The following is a 14,049-nucleotide window of genomic DNA, read 5'->3' as shown; positions in this document are numbered from 1 at the left end:
AGAGGAATGGATGAGTAAAAAAATTGTTCTCGCCCTGGGCGGGAATGCCTTAGGCGATGACCTTGCCGGGCAGATGAAAGCGGTCAAACTCACCGCACAGGCGATTGTGGATCTTATCGCTCAGGGACATCAGGTTGTTGTCACGCACGGTAACGGCCCGCAGGTCGGGATGATCAATCTGGCGTTTGAAGCGGCAGCAAAAACCGAAGCCCATACGCCGATGCTACCGATGTCGGTCTGCGTGGCGCTGAGTCAGGGCTACATTGGTTACGATCTGCAAAACGCGCTGCGTGAAGAACTGCTGTCCCGTGGGATGCACGTCCCGGTGGCGACGCTTATTACTCAGGTTGAAGTTGACGCTAACGATCCGGCATTCCAGAACCCGACGAAGCCGATTGGCTCCTTCTTCAGTAAAGACGACGCAGAGCAGTTGAGCCGCCAGGGCTACACCATGAAAGAAGATGCGGGTCGTGGATATCGCCGCGTCGTGGCCTCGCCGAAACCTGTCGATATCATTGAAAAAGAATCCGTCAAAGCGATGATGGCCGCCGGTCAGGTGGTGATCACCGTGGGCGGCGGCGGCATTCCGGTCACCCGTGAAGGGAACCACCTGCGTGGCGCCAGTGCGGTAATTGATAAAGACTGGGCCAGCGCGACGCTGGCGGCGATGATTGATGCCGACATGCTGATCATCCTTACCGCTGTAGAAAAAGTGGCAATCAACTTTGGCAAACCAAACGAGCAGTGGCTTGACCGGCTGTCGCTCAGCGATGCCGAACGTTTCATTGCCGAAGGGCATTTCGCGAAAGGCTCAATGTTGCCGAAAGTAGAAGCCGCCGCGTCGTTTGCCCGTTCCCGCCCGGGGCGCGAGGCGTTAATTACAGTGCTCAGTAAAGCGAAAGAAGGGATTGAAGGGAAGACCGGTACGGTCATCAGTCAGTAACAACAGGCCCCGGAGCGCTGCTACCGGGGCCATTTTTTTATGCCACCGTTACCAGCTCGCGGGTGGATTTCACTCCCTGATGCATCAGCGTCATCAGCGCTTCCAGCACGCCGCCGCCAATCGCCCTGGCTTTGTCAGAGACGCTGGTAAAATCGGCCGCCGCACCACGTGGGTCGATATCGCCAATTTTAAAACCGCTGTTCACCACCAGTCCGTCGTTTAACAACCCGCGCACCATGCCTGACAGCGGCGCCAGAATGTCGGTTTCACCGATACGGGCAATCACATCCCCTTCGCTGACGATGTCGCCGAGCTGAACGCGGGCATTCATCACCCCCGCCACTGGCGCGCGGATCACGCGGCGAGAAGTGTGGCCCTGAATATTGCCAGGAATGCCGGTATTTTCCTGCGCGGTACCCTGGTAGATCACCTGCCCCAACCAGTGACCACGGTTGGTTTCGATCACCGCATGGCAGTCTTTTCCGGCGCTGAATCCGGGCCCGAGCGCAATGGTAATCGGCGCCATGTCGCTACGCGTGCCCATGTTTTCTTTCGCCAGAATGGCATCGACCACGCATCCTGGCTTCAGCCGTTCGAGCGACTGGCACAGCGGATCAATCAGCACCGGTATCATGCCGTTGTCGGCGGCGCTAATCGCCTCTTCGGCAGACGCCACCCGTCGCGCCGTGACGCCTTCGACCTGCGTTTCGCCCTGAAAAACCGCCTGCGCGAATGCCACGCTGCGGCGGATCACGGTCGGTTTTTCCACTTCCAGCATGATGACTTTGAATCCGGCATGCCAGAGACGCAGCGCCACGCCGGTAGCGATATCTCCCGCACCACGGATCACCACACGCTGATGCTGCGACGGATGTGGTGCCGCCATCATCAGCCCGCCCACGGCGTGATTTTTAACCTGTAAGATCTCCGCCAGTACGCTGATGGCGATTTCGTGCGGCGTTTCGGCGCCAATATTAAACCCCACCGGCGCATGCAAGCGCGCAATGTCGCTTTCATCCACGCCGTTTTCCCGCATCTGCCGCAGGAAGACCTGTACCTTTCGGCGGCTGGCCAGCAACCCAAGCCACGCCACCGGCTGAACGATCAGTTTATCCAGCGCTTCGCGGTCTTTATTGTTGGTGGCGATCAGGACGAAGTTGTCGGGTTTGATATCCAGTTGTTCCACCGCCGCGGAGAAAGAATCTGCATGAAGTAATTCGGCAGAAGGCGGGAAATAGTCCGGATTGAGGCTCTCTTTATAGATATCAGCAACGGCGATTTCAAAACCGAGCAGCGCAGCACCTTGCGCAATCGCGCGGTTAACGTGCCCGCCGCCAATCAACACCAGACGCGGCCGTAAACCATGAACGCTGATGTAGACCGACATCGCGCCGCCGCAATCAGAGCCCACGGCATCCACGCCATTTCGCGCCATGCGGCCATGAAACATGCGCGGTTTCTTTTCTCTCAGTGCGTCGAGCGCTTCATCAATGACTTTGCGCTCTACCATTCCGCCACCGATGGTCCCGATGATCGTCCCGTCTTCACGCACCAGCATCTGCGCGGAATGGCGTGGTGTAGAGCCCCGGCTGTCAACAATCTGCGCCAGGGCAAACGGTCGGTTTTGTTCTTCGAGTTTTGCAGCTTCTGAGAAAATATTCATAAAAACCTCAATGGATATCCCTTCAATAACACCGGGTGCCCGGCGTCGCTATCTCACCAGTCTGCGTGTAATGGCCGGGGTTTCCTGTACGGCGCCCAACCAGACGACATCGGCTTCTCCGTGCTCCAGCGCGGCGGAAAACAGTGGCGCGGGAAATTTCTCATTTTGAGAAATCTGGTTCAGCAGCCACACCCGACGACAGCCTGGCGGTACGCCCTTAAACAGGCCCTGCGGGTGTCTGACCAGCCGGAGTAGCATGGAGAAATCCAGCGTATCTTCAGGCGCTGCGCCGGTAATGCGGGAAAACGCGGGCCAGCGATGGACATTGTCTGGCCTCACCGATTGCCCGAGCATTCCCCCGCCCGTTACCGCAATTACGCAATGACTGGTTTGAGGTATGCAAGGTTCATGCTCATCTGGCGCCTTAATAGCAAAACCGTGAGCGCCGTCGGATTCGACCAGAATGACGTCGCAGTCTTCACGTGCCGCCAGCGCATCAATGGTTTCCGGGGTAAACCCACGCACTTTGCCGGCCTCCGGCAACCAGCGGGAGAAGCAGGCCGCCAGCGGTTGTTGAAAGAACGCAGCGGGCAATTGCGCGGGATCGCGACACAACATGACGGGGCACTGCTCAGCAGGAAGGAACATATTGGTGGTCGTGGTGATCAGCACGCGTCTGCCCGCCTGGCGGAAAAGTTTCGCCAGCCAGAACAGCGTACTGGTTTTCCCTCCCGCGCCGACAGCGGATATCATCAGTGGGCGAACAAATGCGCTCAAATCACAAAACAGGGTTTCACGTTGAGGTATATTTTCCATTCGCTAAACGGCTTCTGGTTATATTGAGTATGCTATGCAACAGATCGACTGTATTATTACCGCTGCGGGATTATCGTCTCGTATGGGACAGTGGAAAATGATGTTACCCTGGCAGCAGGGAACAATTCTTGATGCAAGTATTAAAAATGCGATGCAATTTTGCTCGCGTATTATTTTAGTCACCGGCTTTCGCCGCGATGAGCTACATCAGCGCTACGCGAAAAGCGATAATCTTCTGCTGGTAGATAATCCTGATTATGCCGAAGGGCTCTTCTCTTCCATCGCCGCGGGTGCCAGCCGGGTAGAGAGCGAATACTGCTTTATTACCCACGGCGACATTCCCTGCCTCAATAAAAAAATCTTCAGTAGACTCTGGGCGTTACGTGGCGATTACGCAGTCATTCCGCACCACAACGGCACGCCGGGGCACCCTGTTCTGCTCAACCAGAACACACTACAAACTGCTGTTACTCAACGGCAAACCCGCTCGATGCGCAACGCCTTACTGGCCGGGAAACATCGCTGTCTCGAAATGGAAGAACCCGAAATCATTTTTGATATCGATACGCCGCAAGATTTTATCAACCTGCAAGATAATTATCGGGATTAATTTTTCCAGTTAATCGTTTGCGTGCCCGTAAATAAACTCTTCGCAGACATATTTATCATTATGATAGTTAAAAATGATATTTGAGAAATATAACCCCCGCAGTGAAATGAGTGAGTGTAATTCTCATTTAACCGACGTGAGATAATTCACAAACCGGGCTTAACTTTCGAGACGCTTCACATTTTTTCATTCTTCCTTCCCTCCACCGTAATAACTGGTGCGAATGTTGCTCTGACTAACCCAATCCGCCGGAGTGACTGCCATTCCGGCCATGTTGATTCCACCTGATACACCGCTGTGTATATGAAACTAAGGAGAGGGTTATGGGGGATATCATGCGTCCCATTCCGTTTGAGGAACTTTTGACGCGCATTTTTGATGAATACCAGAACCACCATTCAATTTTCGGTATTCCTGAAGAGCAGTTCTATTCACCGGTGAAAGAGCATCAGCTCAGTGTGTTTGGTGAAACCTGCGCGACGCCAATAGGCCCCGCCGCCGGGCCACACACTCAGCTCGCGCAAAACATTATTACCTCATGGCTGACGGGTGGGCGCTTCATTGAACTGAAAACGGTGCAAATCCTCGATCGGCTGGAGCTGGAAAAACCGTGTATCGATGCTGAAGACGAGTGCTTCAACACCGAATGGTCCACCGAATTTACGCTGCTGAAAGCCTGGGACGAATACCTGAAAGCCTGGTTTGTGCTGCATCTGCTGGAAACCATTTTCCCGCTCACCCCGACGCGCGCCGGGAAATCCTTCATCTTCAATATGAGCGTGGGCTATAACCTCGACGGTATTAAACAGCCGCCGATGCAGCAGTTCATCGACAACATGATGAACGCCGCCGCGCATCCGAAATTCGCCCTCTATCGCGACACGCTGGACCGCTGGCTGCGCGATGATGAATTCCTTCGCCGCCACCAGCTTGAAGATATCCGCTTCCAGCTCGCAACGCTCACGGAGCACATTCCGGCAACCATGGTCCATGGCGTCACCCTGTCGACTATGCACGGCTGCCCGCCGGACGAAATCGAAGCCATCTGCCGCTACATGCTGGAAGAGAAAGGGCTTAACACCTTTGTGAAGCTCAACCCTACGCTGCTCGGTTATCAGCGGGTGCGTGAAATTCTCGATACCTGCGGCTTTGATTATGTCGGCCTGAAAGAAGAATCCTTCGAGCATGACCTGAAAATCGGCCAGGCGCTGGAGATGCTGCAACGCCTGATGGCGCTGGCGAAAGAGAAAGGGCTCGGCTTTGGCGTGAAACTGACCAACACCCTCGGCACCATCAACAATAAAGGTGCGCTGCCGGGCGATGAAATGTACATGTCAGGCCGCGCGCTGTTCCCACTCTCCATTAACGTCGCCGCCCTGCTTTCCCGCGCGTTCGACGGCAAACTGCCGATCTCTTATTCCGGTGGCGCCAGCCAGCTCACGATTAAAGATATTTTCGAAACCGGTATTCGCCCCATCACCATGGCGACCGATCTGCTGAAACCCGGCGGCTATCTGCGCCTGAGCGAATGCATGCGCGAACTGGAACAGGCCGACGGCTGGGAAATGAACCACGTTAACGTCGCCCGCCTGAACGACCTCGCAGAACGTGCCGTCAGCATGGAATACACACAGAAACACTGGAAACCGGAAGAGCGTATCGACGTCGGCGAAAAACTGCCGATGACCGACTGCTACGTGGCGCCGTGCGTCACGGCCTGCGCCATCAAACAAGACATCCCGGAATACATCCATCTGATGGGCGAACACCGCTATGCCGATGCGCTGGAGTTGATTTATCAGCGCAATGCGCTGCCCGCCATCACCGGTCATATTTGCGATCACCAATGTCAGTACAACTGTACGCGTCTCGACTACGACAGCGCGCTGAACATTCGCGAACTGAAAAAGGTTGCGCTGGAAAAAGGCTGGAACGAGTATCAGCAGCGCTGGCATAAACCGGCGGGATCCGGTTCGCTGAACCCGGTCGCCGTGATTGGCGCTGGTCCGGCGGGGCTGGCGGCGGGTTATTTTCTCGCCCGTGCCGGGCACCCGGTGACGCTGTTTGAGCGCGAAGAAAACGCGGGCGGCGTGGTCAGAAATATCATTCCGCAATTCCGTATTCCTGGTGAGCTCATCCAGCACGATATTGATTTCGTGGTTGCCCACGGCGTTAACATCATTTACGGCTGCGATCCGCACCTGACTGTTGATCAACTCAAGCAGGAAGGCTTCAGATATGTGCTGGTCGGTACCGGTACCGCGAAAAACAGCGGCGTGAAACTGGCGGGCGATAACCAGAACGTCTGGAAATCACTGCAGTTCCTGCGTGATTACAATCTCGGCAAATCCTTACAGCTCGGCAAACATGTTGTGGTGGTCGGTGCCGGGAACACCGCAATGGACTGCGCACGCACGGCGCTTCGCATTCCGGGCGTGGAAAAAGCCACCGTCGTTTACCGCCGCTCGTTACAGGAGATGCCTGCCTGGCGCGAAGAGTACGAAGAAGCGCTGCATGACGGCGTTGAATTCCAGTTCCTCAGCAACCCGGAAAAATTCGATCGCGACGGTACGCTGACCGTACGCGTGATGAAACTGGGCGAGGCCGATGAAAAAGGTCGCCGCCGCCCGGTTGAGACTGACGAAACCCGCACGATGCAGGTCGATACGCTGATCACCGCTATCGGCGAACAACAGGATGCCGATGCGCTGGATGCAATGGGAGTCCCGCTGGACGCCCGCGGCTGGCCGGAAGTCAACGCTGACGGCGAAACCCGCAAGCCAGACGTCTTCCTGATTGGCGACGTGCAACGCGGCCCGTCATCAATCGTCTCTGCCATCGGCAACGCCCGTAAGGCCACCGACGTCATTCTTGCGCGGGAAAACATCCGTTCGCATCACGGCGACAAACGCTGGAACAACGTCGACCCGGCAGACATCTATCGCCGCAAAGGATCTATCTCCATTGCGCTGGTGGATAAAGACGACCGCGACGCCTTCGTGGCGCAGGAAGCCTCCCGCTGTCTGGAATGTAACTACGTCTGCAGCAAATGCGTGGATGTGTGTCCAAACCGCGCCAACGTTTCCATTGCCGTGCCGGGGTTCCAGAACCGTTTCCAGACGCTGCACCTTGATGCCTACTGCAACGAATGCGGCAACTGCGCGCAGTTCTGCCCGTGGCAGGGCAAACCCTACAAGGACAAGCTCACTATTTTCAGTCTGCCTCAGGATTTCGCTAACAGCACCAACCCTGGCTTCCTGGTCGAGGATGCGCGCGTACATATCCGTCAGGACAACCAGACCTGGGTGCTGAATATCGATGAACAAGGCAGCTTTGAGCAGGTACCGCCGCAGCTTGACGCCACCTGCCGCATCATCAGCCATGTGCATCAACACCATCACTATCTGCTCGGCAGCGTGGAGGTATAAGCATGTTAATTTTGAAAAATGTCACCGCCGCACAGCTCTATCCGGCCATGGTCATGGAAAACGTTGATATCGCCATTGAAGGCGATATCCTCCACGACATTGGCCCCGGCCTTAGCCAGCGCTATCCGCAGGCACAGGTAAAAGAGATGCATGGCCGCCTGGTGATGCCGGGCATTGTCTGCTCGCATAACCATTTTTACTCCGGATTATCGCGCGGCATTCAAGCCAACATTGCCCCCTGCCCGGACTTCATCTCCACGCTCAAAAATCTGTGGTGGAAGCTTGATCGCGCGCTGGATGAAGAATCCCTGTATTACAGCGGACTGGTGTGCTCCATTGAGGCCATCCGCAGCGGATGTACAGCGGTTATCGATCACCACGCCTCACCGAATTATATTGCGGGCTCGCTAAGCCAGTTGCGTAACGCATTCCTCAAAGTGGGGCTGCGCGGCATCACCTGTTTCGAAACTACGGATCGCAACAGCGGTCTGAAGGAACAGCAGGCGGGCGTGGAAGAGAACATCCGCTTCGCCCGTGAAATCGACAGCGCACGTGAAAAAGGCAGTGAGCCGTGGCTGGTGGAGGCGCATATCGGCGCCCATGCACCGTTCACCGTCTCCGACGAGGGATTGTCGATGCTGCGTGAAGCAGTCAAAGTGACGGATCGCGGCTTGCATATCCATGCGGCAGAAGACCGCTACGACGTCTCCCACAGCCACCATCATTACGGCAAAGATCTGCTGGAAAGACTGGCCGACTATGACCTGCTCAACAGTAAAACGCTGGTCGCGCACGGTCTTTATCTTTCTGAGAACGACATTCGTCTGCTCAATGACCACGACGGTTTCCTGGTGCATAACGCCCGTTCCAACATGAACAACCAGGTCGGTTACAACCCTCATCTGACGCAAATCCGCAACCTCGCGCTGGGGACGGACGGTATCGGCTCGGACATGTTTGAAGAGATGAAATTCGCTTTCTTCAAACACCGCGATGCTGGCGGCCCGTTATGGCCAGACAGCTTTGCCCGCGCGCTGAGCAACGGCAACGCCCTGTTGAGCCGCAATTTCCACGCCAAATTTGGCCGTCTGGAAGCGGGCTACAAAGCCGATCTGACGATCTGCGATTACACCTCCCCGACGCCGCTTATCGCGGAAAACATTGCCGGGCATATCGCGTTTGGCCTCGGCGCCAGCAGCGTGAATAGCGTGATGGTCAACGGCGCGATGGTCTACGAGGACCGACAGTTCACCTTTGACTGTGAACCCATCTTTGCCGAAGCCCGGAAGGTTGCCGCCCGGCTATGGCAACGCATGGATGCGCTGAACTAACCCTGTCCCTCCCCGCCCGCCGCGGGGAGGAGCCGAAGAGGATGAATCATGTTAGAGCAATTTTTCCGACCAGACTCCATCGAACAGGCACTGGAGTTGAAACGCCACTACAAAGAGCAGGCTGTCTGGTTTGCCGGTGGCAGCAAGCTCAACGCAACGCCAGGCCGCACGGACAAACGCATCGCGATTGCCCTCGAAGACCTGTCGCTTGACTGGGCGGACTGGGATAACGGCTGCCTGCGTATTGGCCTCATGACCCGGCTCCAGACGTTGCGAGAACTGCATTTTATTCCTGACGCCCTGCACGACGCGCTGGGATTCATCGACTCCCGCCATCTGCGAAATCAGTCGACCCTCGGCGGCGAGATCGCTGCGCGTCAGGAAGAGTCGGTGCTGCTGCCGGTTTTACTGGCGCTGGATGCCTTACTGGTTTTCGCCAATGGCGAAACTTTACCGCTGGAAGCCTGGCTTGCCTCGCCTGACGACCAGTTGTTAACGGAAATCATCATTCACGATCCTTTCCGCGCCTGCGCGACCCGCAGGATCAGCCGTTCACATGCCGGGCTCTCCGTGATTACGGCGGCCGTAGCCCTTACCGATGATGGCGAAACGCGTATCGCGCTGGATGGCGTTGCTGATATCCCGATCCGATTGCGTGACGTCGAAGCACAGCAACTGGAAGGCGAAGCCCTGGAAATGGCCGTTCGCACCGCCGTATTCCCGCGAGAGGACATTCGCGGCAGCGTCGCCTACAAACGCTATATCGCTGGCGTTGTCGTGGCGGATCTCTACGCCGACTGTCAGCAGATGGGAGAAGAATTAGCATGATCATTCATTTCACTCTGAATGGCGGCGCACGAGAGCTGAAAGTGACGCCAGGGGAAAACGTCCAGCGCCTGTTGTTCTCGCTCGGCATGCACTCCGTGCGCAACAGCGACGACGGGTTTGGTTTCGCCGGTTCCGATGCCATCCTGTTTAACGGCCGTATCGTTAACGCCTCGCTGCTGATCGCCGCACAACTGGATCGCGCAACGGTGATCACTGCCGAATCACTGGGAAGCTGGAATCAGCTGAGCCTGGTACAACAGGCGATGGTCGATGTTGGCGTGGTGCAGTCCGGCTTTAACGATCCCGCGGCAGCGCTGATCATCACCGATCTGCTGGAGAGAATTGCCAACCCCACTCGCGAAGAAATTGATGATGCCCTTTCCGGGCTGTTCAGCCGCGATGCGGGCTATCAGCAGTTTTATCAGGTCATCGAACTGGCCGTGGCACGTAAGGAAAACCCGCAGCTTGCGGCTCACTATGCGCCAACGTTCCGCGATGATCTGGCCCTGATCGGCAAAGTGCACCCGAAATCCGACGCCGCCAAAATGGTACAGGCGAAACCCTGCTACGTTGAGGACAGGATCACCCCGGACGCCTGCGTGATTAAGATGCTGCGCAGCCCGCACCCGCACGCCATTATCACCCGTCTTGACGTCAGCAAAGCCGAAGCCATGCCCGGCGTCGTTCACGTCATTACGCACCTGAACTGCCCGGATATTTACTACACGCCGGGCGGGCAAAGCGCCCCTGAGCCGTCACCGCTCGACAGACGCATGTTCAGCAAAAAGCTGCGCCATGTCGGGGATCGCATCGCCGCCGTGGTGGCGGAAAGTGAAGAGATTGCCCTCGCCGCGCTGAAGCTTATCGAGGTGGAATATGAGCTGCTGAAACCGGTGATGTCCATTGATGAGGCCATGGAAGACGATGCGCCTGTGGTGCATGACGAACCGGTCATCTACGTGGCGGGCGCCCCCGATACGCTGGAAGAGGACAACCGTCACGCGGCACAGCGCGGCGAGCACATGATCATCAACTTCCCGATCGGCTCCCGTCCGCGCAAAAACATCGCCGCCAGTCTGCACGGCCACATCGGCGATATGGAACGCGGCTTCGCCGAAGCGGACGTGATTATCGAGCGCACCTACCGCTCCACGCAGGCGCAGCAGTGCCCGACGGAACCGCACATCTGCTTTACCCGCATGGATGGCGATCGTCTGGTGATCCACGCGTCCACACAGGTGCCGTGGCATGTCCGCCGTCAGGTGGCGCGCATCGTCGGCATGAAGCAGAACAAAGTCCACGTGATTAAAGAACGCGTCGGCGGCGGCTTTGGCTCGAAGCAGGATATCCTGCTGGAAGAAGTCTGCGCCTGGGCCACCTGCGTTACCGGGCGTCCGGTTTATTTCCGCTATACCCGCGAAGAAGAATTTATTGCCAACACGTCGCGCCACGTGGCGAAAGTGACGGTCAAACTGGGCGCCAAAAAAGATGGTCGTCTGACGGCGATCAGCATGGATTTCCGCGCCAATACCGGCCCGTTTGGCAACCACTCGCTTACTGTGCCATCCAACGGCCCGGCGCTGTCGCTGCCACTGTACCCTTGCGATAACGTCGATTTCCAGGTCACCACTTACTACAGCAATATGTGCCCGGCTGGCGCGTATCAGGGTTATGGCGCGCCGAAAGGCAACTTCGCCATCACCATGGCGCTGGCGGAACTGGCCGAACAGTTGAATATCGATCAACTGGAGATTATCGAACGTAACCGCGTGCATGAAGGTCAGCCGCTGAAAATCCTTGGCGCGATCGGTGAGGGAAAAGCGCCGACGTCGGTGCCTACTGCCGCCAGTTGCGCGCTGGAAGAGATCCTCCGTCAGGGGCGTGAACTGATCCAGTGGGATTCGCCGAAACCGCACGACGGCGACTGGCGCATCGGGCGCGGCGTCGCGATCATCATGCAGAAATCAGGGATCCCGGATATCGACCAGGCTAACTGTATGATCAAGCTGGAATCAGACGGCACCTTTATCGTCCATTCCGGTGGAGCGGACATCGGTACCGGGCTGGATACCGTCGTCGCCAAACTGTCGGCGGAAGTGTTGCACTGCCCGCTGGCCGATGTGCATGTCATCTCCGGCGACACCGACCACGGGCTGTTTGATAAAGGCGCGTACGCCTCGTCAGGCACCTGCTTCTCCGGCAACGCGGCGCGGATGGCGGCAGAAAATCTGCGCGAGAAAATCCTGTTCCACGGCGCGCAGATGATCGGCGAGCCCCTGGAAGATGTGGTGCTGGTGGCACCCGGGATCGTGCGCGGTCAACGCGGCGAAGTCAGCTTTGCCGAGATCGCCCATAAAGGCGAAACCGGCACCGGCTTTGGCTCGCTGGTAGCATCGGCGTGTTACATCACACCGGATTTCGCTTTCCCGTATGGCGCTAATTTCGCAGAAGTGGCAGTGAACCTGCGCAGCGGCGAAATCCGCCTTGAGAAGTTCTATGCCCTGCTCGACTGCGGAACGCCGGTTAACCCGGATCTGGCGTTGGGGCAAATCTACGGCGCCTCCTTGCGCGCCATCGGTCACAGTCTGTCAGAAGAGATCCTCTACGACGACGAAGGGCACCCGATCACCCGCGATCTGCGCAGCTACGGCGCACCCAAAATCGGCGATATTCCGCGCGATTTCCGTGCCGTGCTGGTACCGAGTGATGACAAGGTTGGCCCGTATGGCGCCAAGTCTATCTCTGAAATCGGCGTCAACGGCGCCGCACCGTCGATTGCCACCGCCATCCATGACGCCTGCGGCGTGTGGCTGCGTGAATGGCATTTCACACCGGAGAAAATACTCACCGCACTTGGAAAACTGTAACCACGCGGGGCCGCGCTGCGGCCCCAACACAACCACCGTCAGCCCATGGCTGATGACCACATGACATGAATTCACAGGGCTGTCTGCCCTCGGTATGACGCTGTTACTGGCTAGCAGATAGTTATCAGTTGAATCAGATAATCAAATTTACCAGGAAGGAGTAAAGGGATGTCTGATATTACCCGAACTGATTCAGATCTTATTTATCAGCTGGAAGATAAGCCGCCCGTAAACCAGAGCCTGATTGGCGCAATTACTCATTTGCTTGCCATCTTTGTGCCCATGGTCACCCCGGCGCTTATTGTCGGTACTGCATTACAACTCTCGACCGATACCACTGCTTATCTGGTGTCGATGGCGATGATTGCCTCCGGTGTGGGCACCTGGCTGCAGGTCCATCGCTATGGCTGCATCGGCTCCGGGTTACTGTCGATCCAGTCGGTCAATTTTTCTTTCGTGACCGTGATGATTGCGCTCGGCAGCAGTATGAAAAGCGACGGATTACATGAAGAGTTAATTATGTCGTCCCTGCTGGGCGTCTCGTTCGTCGGGGCGTTTCTGGTGGTCGGCTCGTCGTTTATTCTTCCCTATCTCCGGCGCGTCATTACACCCACCGTCAGCGGCATTGTGGTGTTGATGATCGGCCTGAGCCTAATCAAAGTCGGCATCATCGATTTCGGCGGCGGCTTTGCGGCAAAAAGCAGCGGCACGTTTGGCAACTATCAGAATATCGGCGTCGGTCTGCTGGTCCTGCTGGTGGTCATTGGGTTCAATTGCATGCGCAGTCCGTTACTGCGTATGAGCGGGATCGCCATCGGTTTACTGGTGGGCTATGTGGTCTCGTTTTTCCTCGGGATGGTGGATTTCAGCAGCCTGCGGGATTTACCCATTATTACCGTGCCGCAGCCGTTCAAGTATGGTTTTTCCTTTAATTTCCATCACTTCCTGGTGGTCGGCACCATCTATTTGTTGAGCGTGCTGGAAGCAGTAGGTGATATCACCGCCACCGCGATGGTGTCGCAGCGGCCGATCAAAGGCGAAGAGTATGAATCGCGCCTGAAAGGCGGTGTGCTGGCGGACGGGCTGGTTTCCGTCATCGCCTCCGCGCTCGGCTCCCTGCCGCTCACCACCTTTGCGCAAAACAACGGCGTGATCCAGATGACCGGCGTCGCGTCGCGCTACGTCGGGCGCTTTATCGCCATCATGCTGATCGTGCTCGGCTTGTTTCCGGGGATCGGGCGATTCTTCACAACGATCCCGTCGCCGGTGCTTGGCGGTGCCATGACGCTGATGTTCTCAATGATCGCCATCGCCGGGATCCGCATCATCATCTCCAACGGGCTGCGGCGCCGGGAAACGCTGATCGTCGCCACCTCTTTAGGGCTGGGCCTTGGCGTCTCTTACGATCCCGCCATCTTTCAGGTGTTGCCCGCATCACTTTACGTGCTGGTTGAAAATCCCATCTGTGCCGGAGGGCTGACGGCGATTGCGCTCAACCTGCTCATCCCGCTCAGACGCGATGAGCCCAAAGCCGCCACCACCAGCATCAATGAACTGGAATAA

Annotated in this window: 9 protein-coding genes; 7 read left to right on the top strand and 2 right to left on the bottom strand. The window is 56.9% G+C overall.

The features are described from left to right. Nucleotides 1–10: 10 nt before the first annotated feature. On the top strand, nt 11–943 hold the full coding sequence (arcC, locus tag QMG90_RS02880; protein WP_283282638.1) for a carbamate kinase: 933 nt from the start codon (nt 11–13) through the stop codon (nt 941–943). Nucleotides 944–980: 37 nt separating this feature from the next. On the opposite strand, the gene yqeB is transcribed toward arcC, so the two are convergent. Both yqeB and yqeC read right to left on the bottom strand, forming a co-directional pair. Continuing rightward, complete coding sequence (gene yqeB, locus QMG90_RS02875) at nt 981–2,606, bottom strand: selenium-dependent molybdenum cofactor biosynthesis protein YqeB (protein ID WP_283282637.1); 1,626 nt, start codon at nt 2,604–2,606, stop codon at nt 981–983. A 48-nt stretch (nt 2,607–2,654) separates the two neighbouring features. Beyond that, nucleotides 2,655–3,422, bottom strand: coding sequence for a selenium cofactor biosynthesis protein YqeC (gene yqeC, locus QMG90_RS02870; RefSeq protein ID WP_283282636.1), 768 nt, complete (start codon nt 3,420–3,422; stop codon nt 2,655–2,657). 34 nt (nt 3,423–3,456) lie between these two features. Between yqeC and mocA the strand changes: the two genes are divergently transcribed. From mocA to QMG90_RS02840, 6 genes are all read left to right on the top strand, one after another. Continuing rightward, nucleotides 3,457–4,032, top strand: a complete 576-nt coding sequence (gene mocA / locus QMG90_RS02865) for a molybdenum cofactor cytidylyltransferase (RefSeq protein ID WP_283282635.1) — start codon at nt 3,457–3,459, stop codon at nt 4,030–4,032. Between the two features lie 323 nt (nt 4,033–4,355). Next, nucleotides 4,356–7,460 carry a putative selenate reductase subunit YgfK gene (gene ygfK, locus QMG90_RS02860; protein WP_283282634.1) on the top strand — a complete coding sequence of 1,035 codons (3,105 nt, stop codon included), beginning with the start codon at nt 4,356–4,358 and terminating at the stop codon, nt 7,458–7,460. Next, on the top strand, nt 7,457–8,791 hold the full coding sequence (gene ssnA / locus QMG90_RS02855) for a putative aminohydrolase SsnA (protein ID WP_283283870.1): 1,335 nt from the start codon (nt 7,457–7,459) through the stop codon (nt 8,789–8,791). Before ygfK ends, ssnA begins: the two co-directional genes overlap by 4 nt. A 48-nt stretch (nt 8,792–8,839) precedes the next feature. Further along, complete coding sequence (gene ygfM, locus QMG90_RS02850) at nt 8,840–9,619, top strand: molybdopterin-dependent oxidoreductase FAD-binding subunit (RefSeq protein ID WP_283282633.1); 780 nt, start codon at nt 8,840–8,842, stop codon at nt 9,617–9,619. Then, entirely contained in the window at nt 9,616–12,486 is a 2,871-nt protein-coding gene (locus QMG90_RS02845) for a molybdopterin-dependent oxidoreductase Mo/Fe-S-binding subunit (protein ID WP_283282632.1), read from the top strand. The genes ygfM and QMG90_RS02845 overlap by 4 nt, the downstream gene beginning before the upstream one ends. Before the next feature lie 168 nt (nt 12,487–12,654). Beyond that, complete coding sequence (locus QMG90_RS02840) at nt 12,655–14,049, top strand: nucleobase:cation symporter-2 family protein (RefSeq protein ID WP_283282631.1); 1,395 nt, start codon at nt 12,655–12,657, stop codon at nt 14,047–14,049.

The organism is Trabulsiella odontotermitis (genome assembly GCF_030053895.1).
Taxonomy (GTDB): Bacteria; Pseudomonadota; Gammaproteobacteria; order Enterobacterales; family Enterobacteriaceae; genus Trabulsiella; species Trabulsiella odontotermitis_C.
This window is presented reverse-complemented; position numbering and strand designations above follow the sequence as displayed.

Bases quoted from the DNA above. Each gene is read 5' to 3' on its own strand.
- arcC (WP_283282638.1), top strand. From the start codon at position 11: ATGAGTAAAAAAATTGTTCTCGCCCTGGGCGGGAATGCCTTAGGCGAT.
- yqeB (WP_283282637.1), bottom strand. From the start codon at position 2,606: ATGAATATTTTCTCAGAAGCTGCAAAACTCGAAGAACAAAACCGACCG.
- yqeC (WP_283282636.1), bottom strand. From the start codon at position 3,422: ATGGAAAATATACCTCAACGTGAAACCCTGTTTTGTGATTTGAGCGCA.
- mocA (WP_283282635.1), top strand. From the start codon at position 3,457: ATGCAACAGATCGACTGTATTATTACCGCTGCGGGATTATCGTCTCGT.
- ygfK (WP_283282634.1), top strand. From the start codon at position 4,356: ATGGGGGATATCATGCGTCCCATTCCGTTTGAGGAACTTTTGACGCGC.
- ygfM (WP_283282633.1), top strand. From the start codon at position 8,840: ATGTTAGAGCAATTTTTCCGACCAGACTCCATCGAACAGGCACTGGAG.
- QMG90_RS02845 (WP_283282632.1), top strand. From the start codon at position 9,616: ATGATCATTCATTTCACTCTGAATGGCGGCGCACGAGAGCTGAAAGTG.
- QMG90_RS02840 (WP_283282631.1), top strand. From the start codon at position 12,655: ATGTCTGATATTACCCGAACTGATTCAGATCTTATTTATCAGCTGGAA.